At 75.1% G+C, this 24,420-nt stretch carries 22 protein-coding genes; 11 read left to right on the forward strand and 11 right to left on the reverse strand.

The features are described from left to right. Nucleotides 1-106: 106 nt before the first annotated feature. The 3 genes from JOE61_RS08050 to JOE61_RS08060 are packed head-to-tail and all read left to right on the forward strand — an operon-like array spanning nt 107 to nt 4,015. The gene (locus JOE61_RS08050; protein WP_193669968.1) at nt 107-1,132 is read left to right on the forward strand and encodes an extracellular solute-binding protein; all 1,026 of its coding nucleotides are present in this window, start codon (nt 107-109) and stop codon (nt 1,130-1,132) included. 1 nt (nt 1,133) lies between these two features. Next, the gene (locus JOE61_RS08055; RefSeq protein WP_193669969.1) at nt 1,134-2,891 is read left to right on the forward strand and encodes an ABC transporter permease; all 1,758 of its coding nucleotides are present in this window, start codon (nt 1,134-1,136) and stop codon (nt 2,889-2,891) included. Next, nucleotides 2,888-4,015, forward strand: a complete 1,128-nt coding sequence (locus JOE61_RS08060) for an ABC transporter ATP-binding protein (protein ID WP_193669970.1) — start codon at nt 2,888-2,890, stop codon at nt 4,013-4,015. Before JOE61_RS08055 ends, JOE61_RS08060 begins: the two co-directional genes overlap by 4 nt. Nucleotides 4,016-4,306: 291 nt before the next feature. Here the strand turns inward: JOE61_RS08060 and JOE61_RS08065 are convergent, their stop codons facing one another. Beyond that, nucleotides 4,307-6,913 carry an AMP-binding protein gene (locus JOE61_RS08065; protein WP_193669971.1) on the reverse strand — a complete coding sequence of 869 codons (2,607 nt, stop codon included), beginning with the start codon at nt 6,911-6,913 and terminating at the stop codon, nt 4,307-4,309. Nucleotides 6,914-7,124: 211 nt separating this feature from the next. On the opposite strand from JOE61_RS08065, the gene JOE61_RS08070 reads away from it, so the two are divergent. Further along, nucleotides 7,125-8,297: a hypothetical protein gene (locus tag JOE61_RS08070; RefSeq protein WP_193669972.1), complete on the forward strand. Its 1,173-nt coding sequence runs from the start codon at nt 7,125-7,127 to the stop codon at nt 8,295-8,297. Between the two features lie 134 nt (nt 8,298-8,431). Here JOE61_RS08070 and ppsA read toward each other — a convergent pair whose 3' ends face one another. Continuing rightward, the gene (gene ppsA / locus JOE61_RS08075; RefSeq protein ID WP_193669973.1) at nt 8,432-10,891 is read right to left on the reverse strand and encodes a phosphoenolpyruvate synthase; all 2,460 of its coding nucleotides are present in this window, start codon (nt 10,889-10,891) and stop codon (nt 8,432-8,434) included. Next, nucleotides 10,888-11,754 (reverse strand): pyruvate, water dikinase regulatory protein, encoded by an 867-nt coding sequence (locus JOE61_RS08080; protein WP_307822875.1) that lies wholly within the window; start codon nt 11,752-11,754, stop codon nt 10,888-10,890. Before JOE61_RS08080 ends, ppsA begins: the two co-directional genes overlap by 4 nt. A 157-nt stretch (nt 11,755-11,911) precedes the next feature. On the opposite strand from JOE61_RS08080, the gene JOE61_RS08085 reads away from it, so the two are divergent. From JOE61_RS08085 to JOE61_RS08100, 4 genes are read left to right on the forward strand one after another with little or no spacing between them, the layout of a single operon-like run. Beyond that, nucleotides 11,912-13,048 carry a glycosyltransferase gene (locus JOE61_RS08085; protein ID WP_307822876.1) on the forward strand — a complete coding sequence of 379 codons (1,137 nt, stop codon included), beginning with the start codon at nt 11,912-11,914 and terminating at the stop codon, nt 13,046-13,048. Beyond that, nucleotides 13,045-14,136: a glycosyltransferase gene (locus JOE61_RS08090; RefSeq protein ID WP_193669975.1), complete on the forward strand. Its 1,092-nt coding sequence runs from the start codon at nt 13,045-13,047 to the stop codon at nt 14,134-14,136. The genes JOE61_RS08085 and JOE61_RS08090 overlap by 4 nt, the downstream gene beginning before the upstream one ends. Then, nucleotides 14,133-15,185 carry a glycosyltransferase gene (locus JOE61_RS08095; protein WP_193669976.1) on the forward strand — a complete coding sequence of 351 codons (1,053 nt, stop codon included), beginning with the start codon at nt 14,133-14,135 and terminating at the stop codon, nt 15,183-15,185. Before JOE61_RS08090 ends, JOE61_RS08095 begins: the two co-directional genes overlap by 4 nt. After that, nucleotides 15,182-15,994 (forward strand): glycosyltransferase family 2 protein, encoded by an 813-nt coding sequence (locus tag JOE61_RS08100; RefSeq protein ID WP_193669977.1) that lies wholly within the window; start codon nt 15,182-15,184, stop codon nt 15,992-15,994. The genes JOE61_RS08095 and JOE61_RS08100 overlap by 4 nt, the downstream gene beginning before the upstream one ends. A 23-nt stretch (nt 15,995-16,017) precedes the next feature. On the opposite strand, the gene JOE61_RS08105 is transcribed toward JOE61_RS08100, so the two are convergent. Then, nucleotides 16,018-16,878, reverse strand: coding sequence for a serine/threonine-protein kinase (locus tag JOE61_RS08105; RefSeq protein ID WP_193669978.1), 861 nt, complete (start codon nt 16,876-16,878; stop codon nt 16,018-16,020). A gap of 147 nt (nt 16,879-17,025) precedes the next feature. Between JOE61_RS08105 and JOE61_RS08110 the strand changes: the two genes are divergently transcribed. Beyond that, a complete protein-coding gene (locus JOE61_RS08110) occupies nt 17,026-17,670 on the forward strand; it encodes a TetR/AcrR family transcriptional regulator (RefSeq protein WP_193669979.1) in 645 nt (214 codons plus the stop codon). A 35-nt stretch (nt 17,671-17,705) separates the two neighbouring features. On the opposite strand, the gene paaE is transcribed toward JOE61_RS08110, so the two are convergent. From paaE to paaA, 5 genes are read right to left on the reverse strand one after another with little or no spacing between them, the layout of a single operon-like run. Then, nucleotides 17,706-18,809: a 1,2-phenylacetyl-CoA epoxidase subunit PaaE gene (gene paaE, locus JOE61_RS08115; RefSeq protein WP_193669980.1), complete on the reverse strand. Its 1,104-nt coding sequence runs from the start codon at nt 18,807-18,809 to the stop codon at nt 17,706-17,708. 1 nt (nt 18,810) lies between these two features. Continuing rightward, nucleotides 18,811-19,347, reverse strand: a complete 537-nt coding sequence (paaD, locus tag JOE61_RS08120; protein WP_193669981.1) for a 1,2-phenylacetyl-CoA epoxidase subunit PaaD — start codon at nt 19,345-19,347, stop codon at nt 18,811-18,813. Nucleotides 19,348-19,349: 2 nt separating this feature from the next. Continuing rightward, complete coding sequence (gene paaC / locus JOE61_RS08125; RefSeq protein WP_193669982.1) at nt 19,350-20,294, reverse strand: 1,2-phenylacetyl-CoA epoxidase subunit PaaC; 945 nt, start codon at nt 20,292-20,294, stop codon at nt 19,350-19,352. 11 nt (nt 20,295-20,305) lie between these two features. After that, a complete protein-coding gene (gene paaB / locus JOE61_RS08130; RefSeq protein ID WP_193669983.1) occupies nt 20,306-20,632 on the reverse strand; it encodes a 1,2-phenylacetyl-CoA epoxidase subunit PaaB in 327 nt (108 codons plus the stop codon). Between the two features lie 14 nt (nt 20,633-20,646). Beyond that, a complete protein-coding gene (paaA, locus tag JOE61_RS08135; protein WP_193669984.1) occupies nt 20,647-21,663 on the reverse strand; it encodes a 1,2-phenylacetyl-CoA epoxidase subunit PaaA in 1,017 nt (338 codons plus the stop codon). Nucleotides 21,664-21,764: 101 nt separating this feature from the next. Between paaA and JOE61_RS08140 the strand changes: the two genes are divergently transcribed. Then, a complete protein-coding gene (locus JOE61_RS08140) occupies nt 21,765-22,199 on the forward strand; it encodes an SRPBCC family protein (protein ID WP_193669985.1) in 435 nt (144 codons plus the stop codon). A gap of 33 nt (nt 22,200-22,232) precedes the next feature. Here JOE61_RS08140 and JOE61_RS08145 read toward each other — a convergent pair whose 3' ends face one another. Continuing rightward, nucleotides 22,233-23,318 (reverse strand): FUSC family protein, encoded by a 1,086-nt coding sequence (locus JOE61_RS08145; RefSeq protein ID WP_193669986.1) that lies wholly within the window; start codon nt 23,316-23,318, stop codon nt 22,233-22,235. A gap of 7 nt (nt 23,319-23,325) precedes the next feature. Further along, complete coding sequence (locus JOE61_RS08150) at nt 23,326-23,973, reverse strand: response regulator transcription factor (RefSeq protein ID WP_193669987.1); 648 nt, start codon at nt 23,971-23,973, stop codon at nt 23,326-23,328. Between the two features lie 192 nt (nt 23,974-24,165). Here JOE61_RS08150 and JOE61_RS08155 point away from each other — a divergent pair, with 192 nt between their 5' ends. Further along, nucleotides 24,166-24,414 (forward strand): hypothetical protein, encoded by a 249-nt coding sequence (locus tag JOE61_RS08155; protein ID WP_193669988.1) that lies wholly within the window; start codon nt 24,166-24,168, stop codon nt 24,412-24,414. Nucleotides 24,415-24,420 lie beyond the last annotated feature (6 nt).

Consider the following 24,420-nt stretch of genomic DNA (forward strand, 5'->3'; position numbering starts at 1 on the left):
TCTCGTCAACCGGCCTGGAATCGGCGGGCTCAGGGTGGGAAGGTTAGCCTCACCAACACCCGGACGTCCGTCCGCGGCCTTCCCCGCCCGCTCCAGGAGACATCGAGTGAAGCGCAGCGCCCGCCCCGCCCTCACCGCCGCGGCCACGTCGGCGGTCCTCGCCCTCACCGGCTGCTCCGCGCTGGGCGGCGGCGACGACGCGGACCTGCAGATCTACACCGCGCGCCACTACGACCTCGAGGAGGCCTTCGCCGACTTCACCGACGAGACCGGCATCAGCGTCGAGTTCCTCTCCGGTGACGACGCCGAGCTGCTCGAGCGGCTCAAGGCCGAGGGCGACTCCACCCCCGCCGACGTGTTCATGACCGTCGACGCCGGGATGCTGTGGAACGCCGCCGAGCAGGACGTGCTCGAGCCGATCGACTCGAGCGTGCTCGACCAGGCGGTGCCGGAGGACCTGCGCGACCCCGACGGGCAGTGGTACGGCCTGGCGATGCGCGCCCGCACGGTCGTCTACGACCCCGAGAGCGTCGACCCGGGCGACCTCGACGCCGTCGACACCTACGCCGCCCTCGGCGACCCGCAGTGGGCCGGGCGGGTCTGCATGCGCGACGAGACGGCGTCGTACACCCAGAGCCTGGTGGCCAGCCTGATCGACCTGCACGGGCGCGACGAGGCCCTCGCGATCGTCCAGGGCTGGGTCGCCAACGACGTGCAGATCATGAGCAACGACGTCGAGCTGCTCGAGGCCATCGACGCCGGCGGGTGCGACATCGGGATCAGCAACCACTACTACCTGGCGCGGATGCTCGAGGAGGACCCCGACTTCGACGTCGAGCTCTACTGGGCCAGCCAGGACGGCGACGGCACCCACGTCAACATCTCCGGCGCCGGGCTGGTCGCGGGCACCGAGGCCCCCGAGGAGGCCCAGCAGCTCCTCGAGTGGCTGGCCACCGACGGCCAGAGCGCCTTCGTCGACGCCAACCACGAGCTGCCCGTCAACCCCGAGGTCGACCCCGAGCCGCTCGCGGCGTCCTTCGGCGAGTTCGACCGGATGCCCGTCGACGCCCGCGCCTACGGGTCGCTGAACTCCGAGGCCGTCGAGCTGCTCGACGAGGCCGGGTACCGCTGAGGTGAGCAGCACCGCCCGGGGCGCGGGGCGACCCGGGTGGTCGCTGGCGGTCGTGCTGATCGCGCTGGTGGTGGCCAGCCCGGTGCTGGCCGTCGCCGCCTACGCCCTGGGCCAGGGCGGGCTGCGGATGCCCGGCGGGGTCGCGGAGATGGTGGCCACCACCCTGGCGCTGCTGCTGCTGGTCGCCGCGGGCACCGCGGTGCTCGGCACCGGGCTGGCGTGGCTGGTCACCGCCTACGAGTTCCCGCTGCGCTGGGTGCTGAGCTGGCTGCTGGTGCTGCCGCTGGCGATGCCGGCCTACATCCTGGGCTTCGTCTTCCTCTCCACCTTCGACTACGCCGGGCCCGTCCAGGGCGCGCTGCGCTCGGTGCTCGGCGACGACCTCGGCGCACTGCCGGTGCGCTCGCTCGGCGGCGCGGTCGTCGTGCTGGTGCTCACGCTCTACCCCTACGTCTACCTGCTGACCCGGGCGGCGTTCCTCGAGCTCGCCCCGACGGCGTACGACGCCGCGCGCACGCTGGGCGCCTCGCGCGCCCGGGCGTTCCGCACCGTGCTGCTCCCGCTGGCGCGGCCCTCGCTCGCCGCGGGCCTGGCGCTGGTGACGATGGAGGTCCTCACCGACTTCGCGACGGTGCAGTACTTCAACGTGCGCACCGTCTCGGTGGGGGTCTACCTGACCTGGAAGGGCACCTACGACGTCGGCTCGGCCATCTCGCTGGCGGTGCTGGTGCTGGTCTTCGCCGTGGCCGTGCTGGCCGCCGAGCGGGCGCTGCGCGGCCGGGCGCGCTACCACCAGAAGGGCGGGCGCGGGCGCGGCCTCGAGCGGCGTCGCCTCACCGGCTGGCGCGCCGCCGCGGCCACCGCCGCCGGGCTCGGCGTGGTGGGCGCGGCCTTCGCGCTGCCGGTGCTGCGGCTGCTCACCTGGGCGGTCTCGGCGCTGCGCGACGACGCCGGCGCCGTCGTCGACGAGCGCTTCGTCGACAACCTGACCAGCTCGCTGGTGGTGGCCGCGATCGCCGCCGTGGTGTGCGTGCTGGTTTCGCTGACGATCTCGCACTCGCTGCGCCTGGGCGGCGGGCCGCTGGTGCGCGGCGCCGCCCAGGTCACGACCTTCGGGTACGCCGTGCCCGGCGCGGTCGTCGGCATCGGCGTGCTGGCCGTCTTCGCCGGCGCCGACCGGGCCCTGGTCGCGCTGGGGGTCGAGGGCGGCACCGGGCTGCTGGCGACCGGCTCGGTCCTCGGCATCCTGGTCGCCTACGTCGTGCGGTTCACCGCGCCGGCGTACCAGGCGGTCGAGGCGAGCTTCTCGCGCGTCTCCCCCAGCATCAGCGCCTCCGCGATGACCCTCGGCGCCGGCCCGGGCCGGCTGCTGCGCCAGGTGCACCTGCCGCTGGCCCGCCCCGGGGTGGCGGTGGCGGCGACGCTGGTGCTCATCGACGCGGTCAAGGAGCTGCCGCTGGTGCTGATGCTGCGCCCCTTCGGCTTCACGACCCTCTCGGTGTGGGTCTACGAGCTGGCCTCGGAGAACTTCTGGGAGCGCGCCGCGCTGCCGGCGCTGCTCATCGTCGCCGTGGCCGTGGTGCCGGTCGTGCTGACCTTCCGGGCCACCGGCACCCGCCGGCCCGACGCGGCCGCGCCCGGTGGCGCCGCGGCGCCCTCGGCCCTGTCGGGCTCGCTGCCGCCGGCACCCGGCCAGGTCAGCACCACCCTGACCCTCGACCAGGGCCGGTCGGGCACGCCAGGCAGGATGGAGCAATGACCAGCACCCGCAGCGGCGGCGCCACCCAGGCCACCACCGTCGGCTACGGGACCCCGGCGCTCGAGCTCGTCGGGGCGACCAAGAGCTACGGCTCGCACCCCGCGGTGTGCGGCGTCGACCTGGCCGTCACCGCCGGCGAGGTGGTGACCGTGATCGGGCCCTCGGGCTGCGGCAAGTCGACGCTGCTGCGCCTGGCCGCGGGCCTGGAGCGGCCCGACAGCGGCGAGGTGCGGGTGGGGGGCCGCGTGGTGGCCGGCTCGACGTGGGTGCCGCCCGAGCGCCGCCGGGTGGGGATGGTCTTCCAGGACCACGCGCTCTTCCCCCACCTCGACGTCGCCCGCAACGTGGCCTTCGGCCTCGACACCCTGCCCCGCGCCGAGCGGGCCGGCCGGGTCGCCGAGGTGCTCGAGCTCGTCGGCCTGGGCCACCTGGGCCACCGGCACCCCCACGAGCTCTCCGGCGGCGAGCAGCAGCGGGTCGCGCTGGCCCGGGCGCTCGCGCCCCGGCCGACCGTCGTGCTCCTCGACGAGCCGTTCTCCTCCCTCGACGCCAACCTGCGCACCCAGGTCCGCACCCAGACCCTCGAGGCGCTGCACGAGACCGGCAGCGCCGCGCTGGTGGTCACCCACGACCAGACCGAGGCGCTCTCCCTCGGCGACCGGCTGGCGGTGCTCAAGGACGGACTGCTGCGCCAGGTCGGCACCCCCAGCGAGGTCTACGAGTCCCCCAGCAGCCGGTTCGTCGCTGCCTTCATGGGCGAGGCCGACTTCCTGCCCGCGCACGTGCACGACGCCCTGCTGACCTGCGAGATCGGCGTCGTGTCGACGGTGCCGGGCTGGGGCCGCACCGACCTCGACGTCGAGGTGATGCTGCGCCCCCACGAGGTCGCGCTGCGCGTCGACCGGGGATCGCGCCACCTGGTCGAGCGGGTGGAGTACCACGGCGCGTTCGTGCTGCACCACGTGCGGCTGGCCTCGGGCAGCACCGTGCGCTCCTGGCAGCAGCACGACGTGCAGCACGCGCCGGGCACCTCCGTCGCGGTCTCGGTCGTGCCGGGCTCGCGCCCGGTGCTGCTGGCCGGCGACGAGGCGCTCAGCGCCCCGCCCGCCACCGCCCGCCGCTGACCCGGCCCATGTCTCGCGCTGACCCGGCCTGGATCTCGCGTCGACCCGGCCCGAACCTCGTGTCCGCGCGACCAGGCACGCCGGGGTCGAGAGCCGGGGCACTGCCGAGGCGGCTCCTCGAGCGGGTGACCAGACTGCCGCGGAAGGTCGGCAGGAGGTCTGCGCCGGGTCGGGGCGAAGATCGGGCCGGGTCAGGGGGAAGTTCAGGCCGGGTCGGCGGGAGATCTGCGCCGGGTCAGGGGGAAGTTCAGGCCGGGTCGGCGGGAGATCTGCGCCGGGTCAGGGGGAAGTTCAGGCCGGGTCGGCGGGAGATCTGCGCCGGGTCGGGGGGAAGTTTGCGCCGGGTCGGCGGGCGTGGCGGAGCCGGCGCTCGGCGCGGGTGGCGACCCGCCAGGCGAGCACGCCGACCACGAGGCTGAGCAGGGTGGCCAGGGCGGGGTAGTCGTCCTCGAGGTGCGGGTAGACCTGCCAGTGGGTCAGGTAGATGTAGAGGGAGCCGCCGGCCAGGCAGGCGACCAGGCGGGCCGCGGTGGCCGGCAGCCGGACCCGGCGCGACCAGGTCAGCACCAGCAGGCCAGCGACCACGACGGCGCTGCGGGCGTCGTCGGCGAAGAAGCCCGGCACCGTGAGCACGGCGAGCGCCGAGACGACCAGCCGGTGGCCGGTGGTGCGGGCGCGGGCGACGGCCCAGCCCAGGGTCAGCAACCAGGCCACGACCGGGGCGCGGTGGATGACGTCGCCGTCGGGCAGCGGCACCAGCTCGTAGCGGGCCAGCAGCGCCAGCAGGGTCAGGGCGACCGGGAACCAGAACGGCCAGCGCCGCTCGGTGCGGTCGAGCACCGGCACGGCGACCAGCGCGGCGACCCCGAGCACCAGCAGCACCAGCGCCTCGACGAACCAGTGGTGCCAGGCGGGCTCGGTCCAGCCCGGGGGGCCCAGGAAGCCGTTGACCAGCAGCGCGGTCTGCCAGGGGTAGGCACCCAGCAGCAGCGCGGTGCCGCCGATCCACAGCACCGCCGGCACCACCACCCGCGCGGCGCCGGTGAGGAGCCGCCGCACCCGCTCGCGGCGGGTCACGTCGCCCAGGGCGAAGCGGGCCAGGTTGAAGCCGGCGAGCGCGAGCAGCAGGTGGGCCCCGCCGAGCAGGGTGAGCAGGTCGGCGTGGGTGCCGACCACGGCCACGATCGCCACGGCGCGCAGCACCACGTTGGTCTCGACGGCGCGGCCGCGACGGGTCCGTGCCACACCGGCGCCCTCGAGCTCGCCGACGGTGCGCAGGTGCCAGTCGGGCGGCAGGTGGCCCAGCGCCTCCTCGAGGCGCACCGAGGTCTCGACGTAGGTCAGGGAGTCGCCGCCGAGGCCGGCGAACGTGTCGTCGTCACCGACCGGGCGGCCCAGCACCGCGGTGAGCACGTCGCGCACGGTCTCGGGCTGCGCCGGGCCGGACCGCTCGGGCGCGGGCCGCGCGAGGGCGGCCACCGCCCGGTGGTCGGGCTTGCCGTTGGCCACCCGGGGCAGCTGCGCCACCGCGTGCACCTGCACCGCCGCGGCCGGCAGCCCGGTGGCGGCGGTGACCAGGCGGCGTACGCGGGCGAGCAGGCGGGTGGCCCCGCCGGTGGCCCGCGGCTCGACGGCCACGACCAGCTGCTCGGCGGCGCCGTCGACCGGCGGGGTGCTCGCGACCAGGGCGCGCACGCCGTCGTCGACCAGCGCGCGCTCGACGCGGTCGAGGTCGATGCGCAGCCCCATCACCTTGGCGGTGCGCGAGAGCCGGCCGACCACCTCCCACAGCCCGTCGTCGCCGCGGCGGGCCAGGTCGCCGGTGCGCAGCCGGTGCACCTCGCGGCCCCGGGCCAGGTCGCCGGGGCACTCCGCGTAGCCGAGCATCACGTTGGGGCCCTCGTAGACGAGCTCGCCGGTGCCCGCGGGCGAGCCGGGCACGTCGGCGAGCTCGAAGCGGCCGCCGGGCACGGGCAGCCCGATCGTGCCGGGCCGGGCGCCGGCGAGGTCGGGCGGCAGGTAGGCCATCCGCGCGGTCGCCTCGGTCTGGCCGTACATGACGAAGAGGTCGAAGCCGCGGCGCTGGCCCAGCTCGGCGTAGGCCCGCACCCGCTCGGGCGCCATCGCCCCGCCGGCCTGGGTGAGGTAGCGCAGGGTCGTGGGGGCCACCTCGTCGAGCCCGATCCGCTCGAGCAGCTCGAAGGTGTGCGGCACCCCGGCCAGCGAGGTGGCGCCGTGCTCGCGGGCGGCGGCCCAGAAGCACGGGTCGACGACCGAGGCGTCGCTGAGCAGCACGCCGGCGCCGCGCAGCAGGTGGGTGTGCAGCACCGAGAGCCCGTAGCAGTAGTGCAGCGGCAGGCTCAGCGCCGCCAGGTCGTCGTCGCGCAGCGGGAGGTAGGCAGCGATCGACTCGGCGTTGGCCTGCAGGTTCTCGGCGCTCAGGCGCACCAGCCGGGGCGAGCCGGTGCTGCCCGAGGTCGAGAGCAGGGCGGCCAGCTCGGGGTGCAGGTCGTGGGCGCTGCCGGGGCGCTGCTCGTCGAGGGCGTCGCCGCGCGCCACCACGTCGGGGTCGTACGCCGCCCGCGTCGCGGTCACCACGTCGGGCCGGGCCGCGTCGACGACGACCACCGGGTGCCCGCCCGCGAGGGCGGCCAGGTAGGTGGCGACCGAGTCGACGTCGGAGGCCATCTCGAGCAGCACCAGGCGGCGGACCGGCCCGAGGCGCTCGGCGCGCTCGGCGACGAGCGCGGCCAGGTCGGCGTACGAGACCACCCCCTCGTCGTGCACCAGGGCGCGGCGCCGCCCCCAGGCCGCGAGGTCGCGCGCGAACCCGACGCCCGGGGCGGGAGTCGTGGTGGGCGCCCCGGAGCGGTCCGGGAGGTGGGGGGCGATGCTCACCCCCCGAGGGTAAGGCAAGGCTCACCTATGCACGAGTCGTGGTCCCGTCCACCGGACCCGTCTCCTCCGATCGGTCAGTTCCCAAGACGTCTCCTCAGGTTCGCCGGACACGCGGCGCGAGCCGGGTCCACGATGACCGGGGCGACCCGGGAGGGGCCGCCCACCACCCCGACGACCTGACGACCTGACGACCTGACGAGGGAGCCTGCCCATGAGTCTCGACCGCACCACCCCCCACCCCGGCGCCGACCGCGCGCTGCCGCGGCTGGGCGCGCGCGCCGCCACCGCCGCCACCGTGCTGGCGCTGACCGCCGGCACCCTGGGCGCCGGGAGCCTGGCCGCCGGCGCCGCGAACGCCGCACAGACCTCCCCCCGGGTCTCCGCCGCGGCCGTGACCGGCACCGGCCTCCACACCGGTGCCGTCGAGGAGCGCCGCGCCCGCACCTGCCAGGAGGCCAAGCAGGACCTGCGCAAGGCCAAGAAGTCGGTGAAGAAGGCCCGCAAGGCCAAGCACAACCGCGCCACCAAGGTGTCCCGGGCCAAGAAGCGGGTGGAGAAGCGCAAGAACCGGCGCGACAAGCTGTGCGCGACCGGCGGTGGCACCACGACGCCCGGCCAGGTGCAGGACGAGGTCGACGAGTCGCGCGACGCGCTCGGCTCGCTGCCGCTGGGCCAGCTTGGCGCACTGCTGCCGGCCGAGCTCACCGGCCAGCTCGACACCGCCACCGCACAGCTGCAGGACCTGCTGGGCCAGCTCGAGGCCGGCATCCCCGGCGCCGACGCCGGTGAGCTGGCCGAGATCCTCGCGGCGCTGCAGGCGATGGACGTGCCCGGCCTGGTCGCGGCGGTCCAGTCCCTGCTGGGCGAGCTCACCGGTGGTGGGTTCGAGGGTGCCGACCCGGCCGCGGTCAGCACCGTCCTCACCACGCTGCTGGGCGGGCTGCCCGGCGGCACCGGCCTGCCGGGCGCCGACCTGGGCCAGGTCGCCGGCGCCCTCGCGGCGCTGCAGGGCGCCCTGGGCGCCTTCGACCCCGCAGCCGGGCCCGCCGGCCTGCTGGCGGCGGCCGAGGGCCTGGCCACCGCGCTGACCGGCCTGGCCGGCCAGCTCGACGGCGCCGACCTCGGCCCGCTGCTCGGGCTCTTCACCGAGCTGCAGGACCTCGGCGCGCTGTCCGGCGCCGACCCCACCGGCGTCTTCGCCCAGGTGCTCGAGGCACTGGTCGGCGAGCTCGGCTCGACCGGCTTCCTCGACCAGCTCGGCGGCGCGATCGACGCGGGCACGCTGGCACTGCTGCTGGGCTCGCTCGGCGACGTGCTGGGCGACCTGCTCGGCGGGCTGCTGGGCGGGCTGCCGGGCCTCCCGCTGCCCCGCGCGGCGGGCTGAGCCGGGCCGCGCGGCGGCGTACACGCTCGAGGAGCTTCATCGGCCGGCCGACGGACCTGGCGGGTGGCCGATGAAGCTTCATCGGCCACCCAGGAGTTTCATCGGCCGCCCGATGAAACTCTCCCGGCCGCGCCTCAGCCGGAGCCGACGCCGCCCAGGCGCAGCCAGGTGTCGACGACGGTGTCGGGGTTCAGCGACATCGACTCGATGCCCTGCTCGAGCAGCCACTGCGCGAGGTCGGGGTGGTCGGAGGGGCCCTGGCCGCAGATGCCGACGTACTTGCCCTGGGCCTTGCAGGCCTTGATGGCCAGCTCGAGCATGTAGAGCACGGCGGGGTCGCGCTCGTCGAAGCCGTCGGCGACCAGGCCGGAGTCGCGGTCGAGGCCCAGGGTCAGCTGGGTCATGTCGTTGGAGCCGATCGAGAAGCCGTCGAAGTGCTCGAGGAACTGCTCGGCCAGCACCGCGTTGGAGGGCACCTCGCACATCATCACGACCTTGAGGCCGTTCTCGCCGCGCACCAGGCCGTGCTGGGCCAGCAGGTCGATCACCCCGCGCGCCTCCTTGAGCGTGCGCACGAACGGGATCATCACCCAGACGTTGGTCAGGCCCATCTCGTCGCGCACGTGGCGCAGCGCCTCGCACTCCATGGCGAAGCACTCGGCGAAGTCCTCGGAGAGGTACCGCGAGGCGCCGCGGTAGCCGATCATCGGGTTCTCCTCGTCGGGCTCGTAGCGCTCGCCGCCGACGAGGTTGGCGTACTCGTTGGACTTGAAGTCGCTCATCCGCACGATCACCGGCTCGGGGGCGAAGGCGGCGGCGATCGTCGAGACGCCCTCGGCGACCCGCTGCACGAAGAACTCGCGGGGCGAGGGGTAGGCCGCGATCATCTCCTCGACCTCGGCGCGCAGGTCGCCGGGCAGCGCCTGGGCGTCGTCCTGCAGCTCGAGCAGGGCGCGCGGGTGGATGCCGATCTGGCGGTTGATGATGAACTCCAGGCGGGCCAGGCCCACGCCCTTGTGGGGCAGGCGCGAGAAGGCGAAGGCCTGCTCGGGGGTGCCGACGTTCATCATGATCTTGACCGGGATCTCGGGCATCGAGTCGAGCTCGGTGCGCTCGACCTCGAAGTCGAGCAGACCCTCGTAGACCAGCCCGGTGTCGCCCTCGGCGCAGGTCACCGTCACCTCGCGGCCGTCGGCGAGGTCCCGGGTGGCGCGGCCGGTGCCGACCACGGCGGGGATGCCCAGCTCGCGGGCGATGATCGCGGCGTGGCAGGTGCGCCCGCCGCGGTTGGTCACGATCGCCGAGGCCCGCTTCATGATCGGCTCCCAGTCGGGGTCGGTCATGTCGGCGACCAGCACCTCGCCGGGGGTGAACTCGTGCATCTGGTCGATGTCGGTGAGCACCCGCACCGCGCCGGCGCCGATGCGCTGCCCGATCGCGCGGCCCTCGACCAGCACCTCGGCGCCCTTCGAGGCCGCCGGGTCCATGGCGTAGCGCTCGAGGGCGCCCGAGCGGCGCGACTGCACCGTCTCGGGGCGCGCCTGCAGCACGTAGAGGTGGCCGTCGACGCCGTCCTTGCCCCACTCGATGTCCATCGGGCGCCCGTAGTGCTCCTCGATGGTCAGCGCGTGGCGGGCCAGCTCGGTGACCTCGTCGTCGTCGAGGCTCAGCAGCCGGCTGCGCGACGGCTCGACGTCGACGAACTCGGTGGTGCGCCCGACCGCGGTGTCCTGGGTGTAGACCATCTGGGTGGCCTTGCCGCCGACGCTGCGCTTGAGCACCGCGGGGCGCCCCTCGCGCAGCGCGGGCTTGTAGACGTAGAACTCGTCGGGGTTGACCGCGCCCTGCACCACGCCCTCGCCGAGGCCGAAGGCGGAGGTGATGAAGACGGCGTCGGTGAACCCCGACTCGGTGTCCATCGTGAACATCACGCCCGAGGAGCCGATGTCGGAGCGCACCATCCGCTGCACGCCCGCCGAGATGCCCACGGCGTCGTGGGCGAAGTCGTGGTGGACCCGGTAGGCGATGGCGCGGTCGTTGTAGAGCGAGGCGTAGACCTCGCGCACGGCCTGCAGCACCGCGTCGATGCCGCGCACGTTGAGGAAGGTCTCCTGCTGCCCGGCGAAGGAGGCGTCGGGCAGGTCCTCGGCGGTCGCCGAGGAGCGCACCGCGAACGACGGCGCGTCGGCGCCCTCGCTGGTCGACTCCTCGACCAGCGCGTCGTAGGCGGAGCGGATGTCGGCCTCGAGGTCCTCGGGGAACGGCTGGCCCACCACGGCCTCGCGGATCTCGCGACCCACCTGGGCCAGGCGGCGTACGTCGTCGGTGTCGAGGTCGGCGAGCAGCCCGGAGATCCGCTCGGCCAGCCCGGTGTCGCCGATGAAGCGGTGGAACGCCTCGGCGGTGGTCGCGAAGCCGTTGGGCACCCGCACCCCCAGGTCGGTCAGGTGCGAGACCATCTCGCCCAGCGAGGCGTTCTTGCCGCCCACCTGGTCGATGTCGTCGAGCCCGAGGTCGGAGAACCACCGGACGTTGCTGTGCTGGCCCGGCTGGCCGGGCTCGTCGGTGCTGGCGGGCTGGGTCTGCTCGGTCATGCGGGGTTCTCTTCCTGGGTGCGGCGGACGCGCTCGGCGGCCTTGGCTCGGGAGGTGCGGTTCTGCAGGATCAGCGCGCTGATCTCCTCGACCGACTTGGCCGAGGAGTCGACGACGGGCAGGCGGTAGGCCTCGAAGAGCTGCTTGGCGCGGCGCAGCTCCCACCGGCACTGCTCGGGCGAGGCGTAGCGCGAGCCGGGGCGGCGCTCGTTGCGCACCCGGCTGAGCCGGTCGACGTTGGTGGTGATGCCCCAGCACCGGTCGGCGTACGCCGCCACCGGGCCGGGCAGGTCGCTGCGCTCGAGGTCCTCGTCGACCAGGGGGTAGTTGGCCACGAAGAGCCCGTGCTGCAGGGCCAGGTACATGCTGGTGGGGGTCTTGCCGCAGCGCGAGGGCGCCAGCAGGATCACGTCGGCGCGGTCCATCGCACGCAGGCTCTGGCCGTCGTCGTGCTCGATGGTGAACTCCACCGCGGCCATCCGGCTGTTGTAGCGCTGGATGTCGCCGACGCCGTGCAGCCGGGCGGCCTCGCGGCGACCCGAGCGGCCCAGGATCGACTCGACGCGCTGCATGTGCATGCCGAAGAAGTCGATCAGCGGGGCCCGCGTGCGGTTGAGCTCCTCACGCACGCCGTCCTCGGCCGCGGTGGTGAAGACGAGCGGGGTGACGGCACCCTCCATCAGCTCGTCGAGCATCGCCACGACCTCGCGGGCGTGCTCGACGGTGGAGATGAACGGGATGGTGGTGCGCTCGAACTTGGCGTCGGGGAACTGGATGAGCAGCGCGTTGCCCATCGTCTCCGCGCTGATGCCGGTGGAGTCGGAGAGGAAGAAGACGGGCACCACCGGGTCGGAGTCGTCCACCGTCCACCTCCTCGCCAGGGACCGTGCCTGCGGATGCCGGTCCTGTGCGGCACCGTAGCGCCTGGTCGCCACACTCGCGCGGGGCGCCGAGATGTGGTCGCCGAGAGTCACCCGTTGGAGGGGGGATCGAACGGCGGGGGGCGGGTAAAGGACGAGCGTGAGCATCTCCGTCGCCCCGGCCTCCGCGCAGGCCGGCCCCCGACCCCTGACGATCGCCTCGGTGCCCAGCGGTCACGTCTACGTCCGTCACCTCGCGCCCGAGGGAGCGACGCACGAGGCCCGGGTACGACGCCTGCCCGACCCGCCGCCGCGGGTCGCCGACCCCGAGCCCGGCCAGTGGTGGCCGCCGGCGATGCTGGACCCGGCGTGGGTGCGGGCCCACGACTTCGACCTGCTGCACCTGCACTTCGGCTTCGACGCGCTGCGCCCCGAGGACCTCGTCGCCTTCGCCGACGCCGTCCACGACACCGGCCGCGGCCTGGTGCAGACCGTCCACGACCTGCGCAACCCCCACCACGCCGACCGCGGCCTGCACGACGAGCAGCTCGACGCGCTGGTGCCGCGCGCCGACGCGCTGCTGACGCTGACCCCCGGCGCGGCCGAGGAGATCCGCCGCCGCTGGGGCCGCGAGGCCACCGTGGTGCCGCACCCGCACGTGGTCGACCTGCGCACGATGGCGGTGGCGGCCGACTGCCGCGCCCGGCGGCGCACCGGAGCGTTCCGGGTGGGGCTGCACGTCAAGAGCCTGCGAGCCTCGATGGCACCGATGCGGCTGCTGCCCACGCTGGCCGAGACCGTGGCCGACCTGCCCGACGCGGTGCTGCAGGTCAACGCGCACCGCGACGTGATGGAGGGCGGCGCCCGCGAGGACGTCGAGCTGCGCGGCTGGCTGCGCCGCGCGGCCGAGGCCGGACGGGTCGACCTGCGCGTCCACGACTTCCTGCCCGACGACGAGCTGTGGGCCTACCTGGGCTCGCTCGACCTGTCGGTGCTGCCCTACCGGTTCGGCACCCACTCGGGCTGGCTGGAGGCCTGCCGCGACCTGGGCACCACCGTGCTCGCGCCCACCTGCGGCTACTTCGCCGAGCAGGGCCCGGTGCTGGGCTACGAGCACGACGAGGACCACGTCGACCTCGACTCGCTGGCCTCGGCGGTGCGGCGCGCACACGCCGAGCGCCCGCGCTGGGGGGCCGGCATCGACGAGCGCCGCGCCCAGCGGCGCGAGGTGGCGCGGGCGCACGAGCGGGTCTACGCCGACGTGGCCCGGGCCCACGGCCGCCCGGTGGAGCGGTGAGCCGCCCGACCACGGGGCCGCTGCGCGTGTGCCTGGTGGCCTCCTCGCAGCACCCGATCCGCGAGCCGTTCGCCGGCGGTCTCGAGTCGCAGACCCACTACCTGGCCCGCGAGCTGCGGCGCCGCGGCCACCTGGTCTCGCTGTACGCCGCCCCCGGCTCCGACCCGGCGCTGCAGGCGCGCGAGCTGACCCTCGACCGGTTCCGGCCCAGCGCCGCCGCCAGCCGCGACGTCAACGCGCCCCCGGCGCGGTGGATGACCGAGCACCACGCCTACCTCTCCCTGATGCTCGACCTGGCCGGCGCGGGCGGCGACGAGGTCGACGTGGTGCACAACAACTCGCTGCACCACCTGCCGGTGGCGATGGCCCGCACGCTCACGGTGCCGGTCGTGACCACCCTGCACACCCCGCCCCTGCCCTGGCTCGAGTCGGCCTTCCACCTCAGCCCGGACACCCCGGCCGTCGCGGTCTCCGAGACCTGCCGGCGGATGTGGGCCCCGCGGGTGCGCGCCTCGGTGGTGCGCAACGGCGTCGACACCGAGCGCTGGCGGCCCGGCCCCGGCGGTGGCGCGGCGGTCTGGTCGGGCCGGATGACGGCCGAGAAGGCGCCGCACGACGCGATCCTGGCCTGCCGCCGCGCGGGGGTGCCGCTGCGGCTGGTCGGGCCGGTCAGCGACCCGGCGTACTACGACGCGATGGTGCGCCCGCTGCTGGGCGGCGACGTCGAGCACCTGGGCCACCTCCCCCACGACGAGCTCGTCGAGGTGGTCGGCGCGGCCTCGGTCGCGCTGGTCACCCCCCGCTGGGAGGAGCCGTACGGCCTGGTCGCGGCCGAGGCCATGGCCTGCGGCACGCCCGTCGCGGCCTACGACCGGGGCGCGGTCGCCGAGGTGGTCACGCCCGCCGCCGGGGTGGTGGTGGCGGCCGACGACGTCGACGCGCTGGCGGCCGCCCTGCCGCGCGCGGCGGCGCTGCCCCGCGACCAGGTGCGGGCCACGGCGGTGCGGGACTGCTCGCTGCAGCGGATGGTCGACGAGTACGAGGCGCTCTACGTCTCCCTGGCCGCCGCCGGCCGACCCGCCGCATGAGCACCGGACCCCTCGCGGTCGCGGCCCCCTCGACCGTCGGCTGCTACGTGCACCACCACGGCAGCGGCCACCTGCACCGCGCCGGGGCGCTGGCCCGTGAGGTGGCCGGGCGCGGGGTCTCGGTGACCGGCCTGTCCTCGCTGCCCCGCCCGGACGACTGGAGCGGTGAGTGGGTGGACCTGCCCCGAGACGACCCAGCGGAGCCCGGCTGCCCCGACCCCGCCGCCGCCGACCCGCTCGCCGGCGGCCGGCTGCACTGGGCGCCGCGACACCACGCGGGCCTGCTGGAGAGGCACGCCGCCGTCGCGGCCTGGCTGGCGCGCACCCGCCCCGCCGCGGTCGTCGTCGACGTGTCGGTCGAGGTGGCCCTGCTGGTCCGGCTGCACGGCGTGCCGGTGGTCTCGGTGGTGCTGCCGGGGGTGCGCGACGACGCGGCCCACCGGCTGGGCCACGACGTCTGCGACGAGCTCGTCGGGCTCTGGCCCGCCGAGGCGACCGCGACGCTGCTGGGGGTCGCGCCCGAGGTGGCCGGCCGAGTGCGGGCCCTGGGCGGGCTGTCCCGGTTCGAGGTCGAGGCGCCTCCCGGGCGACGGCGCCCCGGGCCGCCGCGGGTGCTGGTGCTCGGCGGTCGCGGCGGCGACGCCTGGGCCGAGGGCGAGCTCGAGGCGGCGACGGCCGCCGCCGGGTCGTGGGACTGGCAGGTGCTGGGCGGCACCGGCGGCTCCTGGGTCGCCGACCCGCGCGAGGCGATCCGCGACGCCGACGTGGTGCTGACCCACGCGGGCCAGAACGCGCTCGCCGAGGTGGCCGCGCTGCGCCGCCCGGCCGTGGTCGTGCCGGCCGAGCGGCCCCACGACGAGCAGCGGTGCACCGGCCGGGTGCTCGCCGCGGGCCCGTGGCCCGCCGTGGTCGTGCCGTCGCTGGCGGCCGCGCGCTGGCCCGACGTGCTCGACGAGGCGCGGGCCCTCGACGGCTCGGCCTGGGCGGGCTGGGTCGACGGGCACGCCGCGGCGCGCTTCGCCGACGTCGTGGAGCAGGTGGCCCGATGACGGGCACCGCGGTGGTCACGATCGCGCACGGGCGCCACGAGCACCTGGCCCGCCAGCGCGCGTCGCTCGCGCTCGGCGACCGGCTGCCCGACCTCACCGTCGTGGTCGCCATGGACGACGACCCGCCCGTGGCCGACCTGCCCGGGGCCCCGACCCGGGTCCTGCACCTGCCGCCCGACCCCCGGGGGCTCCCCCTGGCCCGGGCCCGCAACGCCGGGGTGGCCGAGGCGGTGCGCCTCGGGGCCGACGCGCTGGTGCTGCTCGACGTCGACCTGCTCGCCGGGCCCGGCCTCCTCGCGGCGTACGCCGACGTGGTGGCCCGCGAGCCGGACGGGCTGTGGTCGGGGCCGGTCACCTACCTGCCGCCGGCGCCGCCGGCCGGCTACGACCTCGAGACCCTGGAGCGTCTCGACGACCCGCACCCGGCCCGGCCCGCACCGGCGCCGGGCGAGGTGGTGCACGACGCCTCCCCCGACCTGTTCTGGTCGCTCTCCTTCGCCACCTCGGCGGCGACCTGGGAGCGGATCGGGGGCTTCTGCGAGGACTACGTCGGCTACGGCGGCGAGGACACCGACTTCGCCCGGCTCGCGGTGGCCCGCGGCGTGCCGCTGGGCTGGGTGGGCTCGGCCCGGGGCTTCCACCAGCACCACCCGACCCAGCACCCGCCGCGCCAGCACCTCGACGACGTGCTGCGCAACGGGGCGCTCTTCCACCAACGGTGGGGCTGGTGGCCGATGACGGGCTGGCTGGAGGCCTTCGAGGCCGAGGGGCTGGTCGTGCGGGCCGGTGACGGGTGGGCGCGGGCCTGAGCCCAGGCGGGCGGGGGCGGGGGTCAGCGCCGCCGGCGCGCCAGCACCCGCTCGAGCAGCCGCGCCACGTCGGCGGCCAGCGGACGGTCGGCGGGGTCCTTGGCGAGCATCCGCTGCACCACCTCGCCCAGCCGCCGGTCGACGCTCGGCGGCAGGTCGGGGGCGGGGTCGTTGAGGTGCGCCAGCGCCGAGGCCACCGGCGAGTCGCGCTGGAAGGGCTTGACGCCGGTCAGGCACTGGAAGGCCACCACGCCCAGCGAGTAGACGTCGGAGGCCGCGGTCGCGCGCCGGCCCGAGACCTGCTCGGGCGAGATGTACTCCATCGTGCCGAGCACCTCGCCGGTGCTGGTCAGCGGCTCGACGTCGTCGCCGGTGGCGATCCCGAAGTCGACGAGCACCGGCTGGCCGGACTCCCCGACCACGATGTTGGCGGGCTTGATGTCGCGGTGCACCACCCCGGCGGCGTGCACCGCGCTGAGCGCGGAGGCCAGCTGGGCCACGAGGCCGGCGACCTCGAGCGGGGGCAGCGGGCCGCGCTCGGTGACCAGCTCGCCGAGGGTGTCGCCGGTGACCAGGCGCATCGCGAGGTAGGGCTGGACGGCGATCCCGTCGTCGTCCTCGCCCACGTCGTAGACCTGGGGCAGCCCGGGGTGCGAGAGCTGGCGCAGGGTGCGCGCCTCGGCCTCGAAGCGGTGCCGCGCGGTGTCGTCGTCGGCGCGCTGGGCGTGCAGCCGCTTGAGCGCGACCAGGCGCTCGTCGACGAGGTCCTGGGCGGCGTAGACGCTGCCCATCGCGCCGCTGCCGATCAGCTCGACCAGCTCGTAGCGCCCACCGACCACCAGCGACGTCGCCGCAGGGGTCTCGGGGGAACGGTGCGTGGTCATCGTCGTGATGATCGCACCGACCACCCCACCCCTGACCACCTCCCCGCCCATAGAGGTGAGAGGCTCGACGGTCGAGCAGTCACTTCCGCACCACCCACCGGTCGGTCCTGCACCACCGACCGGTCACGTCCGTGCCATCCTGGCCCCATGGCCGACCCCGCCGCCCCGGCCCGCCGCGGGCGCCCCGGCCACGACCGGTCCGACGTGCTGCGCGAGGCGGTGGCGCTGTTCAACCGGCAGGGCTACGACGCGACCAGCATGGGCGACCTGGCGCGCGAGCTGGGGCTGACGAAGTCGGCGATCTACCACCACGTGACGAGCAAGGAACAGCTGCTCGAGATGGCGCTCGACGCCGCGCTGGCCGAGCTCAGCGAGGCGGTCGAGGCCGCCACCACCCCGTCGTACGCCGCCCCCGCGGGCCGGCCGCCCGCCTCGGCCTACGAGCGGCTGCGGGCGCTCGTCGCGCGCAGCGTGGAGGTGCTGGTGGCCCACCAGCCGGAGGTGACGCTGCTGCTGCGGGTGCGCGGCAACAGCCCGGTCGAGGTGGCGGCGCTGGAGCGGCGGCGCTGGATCGACGCGCGCCTGGCCGACCTGGTGCGGGCCGCGGCGGAGGAGGGCTCGCTGCGCGACGACGTCGACCCCGACCTGGTCAGCCGGTTGCTCTTCGGCATGGTCAACTCGCTGGTCGAGTGGCATCGACCCGGCGGCGACGTCGACGCGGGCGTGCTCGCGCACGCGGTGACCACCCTGGCCTTCGACGGCCTGCGCGCGGCACAGCCCGACCCCGCCTGAACCCGCCTGGACCGCGGTCCGGCGGCCGGGACCGCTCAGGCGTCGAAGTCGACGGTGACCGCGTCGGTGAGCGGGCGCGCCTGGCAGGTCAGCACGAAGCCGGCCTCGACCTCGGCGGGCTCGAGGGCGTAGTTGCGCGCCATCTCGACCTCGCCCTCGCGCACCAGCGCCCGGCAGGTGCCGCACACCCCGCCGCGGCAGGCGAAGGGCAGGTCGGCCCGGGTCTCCTGGGCCGAGTCGAGCAGCGGCCGGTCGCGCGCGACGGTCGCGGTCGAGCTGAGCCCGTCGAGCACCACCGTCGCCTCGCTGGTCGCCCGGCCCGACCCGGCGCCGGGGGCGGCTGCGGCACGCACCAGCTCGGGCGGCGGCTCGTCGACGAAGAACAGCTCGGCGTGCACCTGCCCGGGCTCCAGGCCCAGCCGCCCGAGCACGCTGCGGGCGTCCTGCACCATCCGGTGCGGCCCGCAGAGCCAGGCGTGGTCCACGTCATCGACGGGCGCCAGGCTGGTCAGCACCCGCTCGAGCCGCGCGGCGTCGAGGCGGCCCGAGAGCAGCTCGACGTCGCGCGGCTCGCGGCTGAGCACGTACACGACCTGCAGCCGGGCGGGGTGGGCGTTCTTGAGATCGGCGACCTCCTCGGCGAACATCACCGAGGCGGTGGTCCGGTTGCCGTAGAGCAGCGTGACCCGGGCGTCGGGGTGGGCGAGCAGGCTGGCGGCGATCGAGAGCACCGGGGTGATGCCCGACCCGGCCGCCACGCACAGGTGCCGCCCGCCCGCGGCGAGCACCTCGGGGGTGGCGCGGAACCCGCCGGGGGCCAGCTGGACCTCGACGTCGTCGCCGGGGCGCACCTCGCGCACCAACCACGACGAGACGGCGCCTCCGGGGATCTCGCGGACGCCGATGCGTGGCGCCGCGCCCACCGGGGAGCAGATCGAGTAGGAGCGGCGGTGCTCGACGCCGTCGACGACGCGGCGCACGGTCAGCGACTGACCGGCGTCGAAGGCCAGCTGCTCGCGCAGCTCGTCGGGCACCTCGAAGGTGATCGCGGCGGCGTCGTCGGTCAGCGCGTCGGCCGCGGCCACGCGCAGGGCGTGGAAGGTGCGGCTGCGGGGGCGCTCGACGGCGGGTGCGCTCATCTCAGATCTCCTTGACGTGCTCGAACGGCTCGCCGCACGCGGTGCAGCGGTAGAGCGCGGTGCAGGCGGTCGGGCCGTACTCCGAGGTCAGCTCGGGCCCGCCCGAGCCGCAGCGCGGGCAGTCCAGCCGGCGCCGGGTGACGCCCAGGCTCAGCGGCACCGGGCCGGCCGGGCGCGGCGCGGCCGTGCCCGGCGGGGAGATGCGGTGCTCGCGCAGCGCGGCACGCCCACGCGGGGTGATCCAGTCGCTGGTCCACGGCGGGCTGAGCCGCACCTGCACCCGCACCTCGTCGAAGCCGGCCTCGGTGAGGGCCCGCACCAGGTCGTCGCGCATCGTGGCCATCGCCGGGCAGCCGGAGTACGTCGGCGTCAGCGCCACCGTCACCGCGGTGCCGCAGGGGTGGTCGGCGACGGTGACCTCGCGCAGCACCCCGAGGTCGAGCAGCGTCAGCATCGGCATCTCGGGGTCGGTGACGCCTGCGGCGACCGCCTCGGCATCGGCGACGCCCGGGCCGCGCGTGCGCTCGGCCGTGCTCATGCTCACCACCGCCCCAGCGGGTGCGCGCGGGCCACGACCTGCATCTCGGCCAGCATCCGGCCCAGCGCCTCGGTGTGCATGCCGTCGCGTCCGGTGCGTCCCCGCACCCCGGCCCGGGGGGCGACGTCGGGCCACGAGCACCGCGCCTCCGCGAGCACCTGCGCCAGCACCCCCTCGACCTCCTCGGCCGTGGCGGCGGGGTCGACGCCCGCGCCGGCCTGCGCCAGACGCGTGGCGACCGGGTGGGCGTCGAGCTGCTCGGGGTGCCAGGGCGCCAGCTCGTCGAGGGCGGCCAGCAGCCGGCGCCGCGACTCCTCGGTGCCGCGGGCCAGGGTCACCACCCAGCGGGCGGCGTAGTCGCGGTGGTAGGTGACCTCGGTGGCGCCCTTGGCGCCGATCGCCGCCAGCACCGGGTCGCGGGTGCCGGCCAGCCGGTGCAGCAGCGCCAGCCGGGCGGTGGAGAAGAGCAGCAGCCGCACCACCAGGTGCGCGAAGTCGCCGTGCTCGAGCTCGACCAGCCGGGTGCAGCGCAGCTCGCCGGCCTCGCGGAAGAAGGCGAGCCGGTCCTCGTCGGGGGCGGGCGAGCCCTCGGCGAGCACCGGCACCACGGCGGGGTCGGCGGCCGCGGCGCGGGCCAGCAGCAGCCGGGCCTGGCCGAGCAGGTCGAGCGCGATGTTGGCGACCGCGATGTCGTCCTCGAGGTCGGGCGCGCGGCTGCACCACTGCGAGAGCCGGTGCGAGAGCACCAGCGCGTCGTCGCCGAGCCCCAGGCAGTACGCCGCCAGGTCGGCGCCGTCGACCCCCTCGGGCATCGTCGTGTCGACACCGGCCAGGGGGTCCTCGAAGGACGTGCCGAAGGCCCACTGGCCCGACACGTCGCCGTGGTCCTCGACCAGGCCGTCGTACACCGACTCGTGGCTCGTGTGCTGGCTCGCGTGCTGGCTCATGGGGGCACGCCTCACATGTGGGGGACGTCGGCGGGGACGTCGTAGAAGGTGGGGTGGCGGTAGACCTTGTCGCCCGACGGCGCGAAGAGCGGGTCCTTCTCGTCGGGGCTCGAGGCGGTGATCGCGTCGGCGCGCACCACCCAGATGCTCACGCCCTCGTTGCGGCGCGTGTAGACGTCGCGGGCGTGGTGCAGCGCCATCGTGTCGTCGGCGGCGTGCAGCGAGCCGACGTGCACGTGGTTGAGGCCGCGCTTGCCGCGCACGAAGACCTCGTAGAGGGGCCACTCGGCCCGGGGGCTGGTGTCGTCGGGGGTGGTGTCGTCGGGGGTGGTGGTCATCGTCGTCTCTTCGCTCACGGGGTCTCGACCCGCCCGTCGGCTCGCTCGACCTGCGCGCGGCCTCGCCCGGGCTCCTTCGTCGCCCGCGCGAACGCGCTTGCTGCGTCGCGCACCCACGCACCCTCCTCGTGGGCGCGGCGCCGGTGGGCGATGCGCTCGGCGTTGCAGGGCCCGGCGCCGCTGATCACCCGGGTCAGCTCGTCCCAGTCGGGCTCGCCGAAGTCGTGGGCTCCGCGCTCCTCGTTCCAGCGCAGGTCGGGGTCGGGGAGGGTGACCCCGAGCCGCTCGGCCTGCGGCACGGTCATGTCGACGAACTTCTGGCGCAGCTCGTCGTTGGTGTTGCGCTTGATGCCCCAGGCCAGCGAGCGCGCGGTGTTGGGCGAGGCGTCGTCGGGCGGGCCGAACATCATCAGCGCCGGCCACCAGAACCGGTCGACGGACTCCTGCACCATCGCGCGCTGCTCGTCGGTGCCGCCCATCATCGTCATCAGCAGCTCGTAGCCCTGGCGCTGGTGGAAGGACTCCTCCTTGCAGACCCGGATCATCGCGCGCCCGTAGGGCCCGTAGGAGGTGCGGCACAGCGGCACCTGGTTGCAGATCGCCGCGCCGTCGACCAGCCAGCCGATGGTGCCGACGTCGGCGTAGGACAGCGTGGGGTAGTTGAAGATGGAGGAGTACTTCTGCCGGCCGTCGACGAGCATCTGGGTCAGCTCGCCCCGGGAGACGCCGAGGGTCTCGCAGGCCGAGTAGAGGTAGAGCCCGTGGCCGGCCTCGTCCTGCACCTTGGCCAGCAGCACCGCCTTGCGGCGCAGCGAGGGCGCCCGGGTCAGCCAGGCACCCTCCGGCTGCATCCCGATGATCTCGGAGTGCGCGTGCTGGGCGACCTGGCGCACCAGGGTCCGACGGTAGGCCTCGGGCATCCAGTCACGCGGCTCGATGCGCTCGTGGCGGGCGATGACGGCCTCGAACCGCTCCTCGAGCAGCGCCTCGTCGGTGCGCTCGTCGGTGCGCTCGCCGGCACTGGTGCTCATCGGGCCTCCTGGGATTACTGACCGCTCGGTCTGTTAATTGCACCACGGCGTGGCCCCGCTCACAAGTGCCCCGAGCAGGGACGACGCGCGAGGATGGGCGGATGGACGTCGACGTCGAGGTGCACACCCACATCGCCCGCTCGCCGCAGGAGGTCGCGGCGTACGCCGGCGACCCGGGCAACGCGCCGCGGTGGTACGCCAACATCCGCAGCGTCGAGTGGCGCACGCCGCCGCCGGTGAAGATCGGCTCGCGGATGGACTTCGTGGCCCGGTTCCTGGGCCGGCGGCTGGCCTACACCTACGAGGTGGTCGAGCTGGTGCCCGGCGAGCGGCTGGTGATGCGCACCAGCGACGGACCCTTCCCGATGGAGACCACCTACACGTGGTCGCCCGAGGGCGACGGCACCCGGATGACCCTCGCCAACCGGGGCCGGCCCAGCGGCTTCGCCGGGGTCTCGGCACCGGTGATGGCGCTGGCGGTGCGCCGGGCGACGCGCAAGGACCTGGCCCTGCTCAAGGCGCACCTCGAGCGCTGACCCGCCGGCTCTGCGGCCGGCTCTGGGGGAGGGTCAGGGACGGGCCAGGGTCGAGGCGACGTCGTCGACGATCGTCACGACGTGGCGCAGCGAGGTGATCAGCGAGCCGTAGAGCGGCCAGCGCAGGCCCGGCAGGTCCTGGGCCGACAGCTCGTTGGTCAGCGCGTCGATCTCCTCGCGCAGCGAGTGCAGGTAGGCCTCGGGGTCGCTGATGCGGCGCCCGACCTGGTCGAGCAGGCGCAGGAACGGGTCGCGGAAGCGCGGGTCCCAGTCCTCGGCCTCGATCACCGACTCCTCCAGGGTCCGGGCGATGGCGCGGGCCTGGGCGACGCCCTCCTCGAGGCGCACCAGCACGTCGCTGCCGCGCTCGGTGTCGCTGACGCTGGACGAGCGGTGGCGGCGGGGGTTCCACCACTGCGACTCGCGGGAGTACTCCAGCAGCCACTCGGCCCGGTCGACCTCGGCGTCGATGCCGCGGGTCTCCTCGACCCAGGCCCGCACCCCCTCGTCGTCGACGCCCTCGTCGAGCTCGGAGGCCATCCTCCGCAGCAGCGCCCCGAGTCGGCGGTGGATCAGGTCGAGCTGGTGCTCGGCTCCGCGGTCGTCGAGCGGGGGCACCACCAGGAGGTTGACGACGATGCCGGTCAGCACCCCGATCGCGGTCGCCAGCAGCCGGTCGACCAGCTCCGACTCCTCCGAGGTGCCGCCGAGGGTCAGCAGGAACAGCGCGGTGGTGGCGACCGCCACGCCCTCGAGCCGCAGCGGGGGCAGCCGGGCCAGCAGCAGCCCGACCAGCACCCCGAGCCCCACCGACAGCGGGCCGTAGCCGAGGAGCTCGAAGACGGCGTAGGCCAGCAGCACGCCCAGGAAGGTCGCGGCCACCGACTGGCCGCCGCGCAGCACCGAGCGGTAGACGGTGGCGTGCACGGTCAGCAGCGCCACCCAGGGCGCCAGGAACGCCTGCTCGAGGTCGAGCCAGGTGTCGGCGAGCACCCACGCGACGACCGTGGCGATGGTGGCCTTGACGACCTGGAGCAGGTCGGTGTGCACCGCGGGCTCGCGCAGCCGGCCCAGGGCCGAGCGCACCTGGGAGCGGACCTGGGGACGCTGCACCGGCATGCCCCGCTCAGGCGTGCGGGCCGGGGCGGCGCACGTGGTCGGGGCGGAAGCCGTGGTCGATCCCCCACAGCAGCGCCCGGGTGCGGCTGTCGACGCCGATCTTGCGGTAGAGCGAGCGGATGTAGGTCTTGACGGTGTTGAGCCCCAGGAACGCCCGCTCGGTGATCTCCTGGTTGCTCAGGCCCTGGCAGATCAGCGCCAGCACCTCGGCCTCGCGGGGGCTCAGCCCGTGCTCGCGGCCCGGCCAGCGCCCGAAGTCGTCGCTCTCGGGCGTCGCCACGTTGCCGGGCAGCACCCGCTCGCCACGGTGCACGGCCTCGATCAGGTCGACGAGCTCCTTGGCGGGGATGCCCTTGGGGATGTAGCCGGCGGCGCCCGCGGCCAGCGAGGCCTCGACGAGCTCGGGCTCGGTGTTCCAGCTGAAGATCACCAGGCGACCGCTGCCGCCGGCCATCAGCCGGGCCACGTCGACGTCGCCGCCCTGCACCTGGCCGAAGGAGTCGTAGAGCACCACGTCGACGTCGCCGACCACCGGCATCCCGCTGTCGAGCTCGACGACGCTGATCCGGTCGGAGAACGGCTCGAGGACGGCGGCGATGCCGGCGACGACGATCTCGTAGTCGTTGACGATCGCGACGCGCACGTGGCTGGACATGGCTCGATCATAGGGACGACACGTGCCGGACACCTCGTCGCCGCCGGGAGGCGGGACGCTGCTCATCCCCAGGGATGATGCTGTCGCGCGAGGACCTGTGGCAGCCCGGCCCGCTCCTCGTCGACTCGGCCGGGCGCGGGGGCGCGACCTACGATGACGAGGACCAGACCAACGACACCCGGGAGGTGGGACATGGACACGCACGTCGACGCACAGGTGACCCAGACGCGGATGAGCCTGATGCAGCAGCTCGCACGGATCGAGCGGCGAGATCCGGTCCTGTCCGCCCGGGTGCGGCTGCAGGCCATCGACCTGCACCGGGCCTGGACCGGGCGGCGTCTCGACACCGACGAGTACGCCCTGCGCCTGGCCGGGCTGTGCGACCAGGTGCGCGAGCAGGCGGACACCGCCCCGCCCCTGCCCGCTGTCGAGCCCTGCTGAGCCGGG

Source organism: Nocardioides salarius (assembly GCF_016907435.1).
Lineage (GTDB): Bacteria > Actinomycetota > Actinomycetes > Propionibacteriales > Nocardioidaceae > Nocardioides > Nocardioides salarius.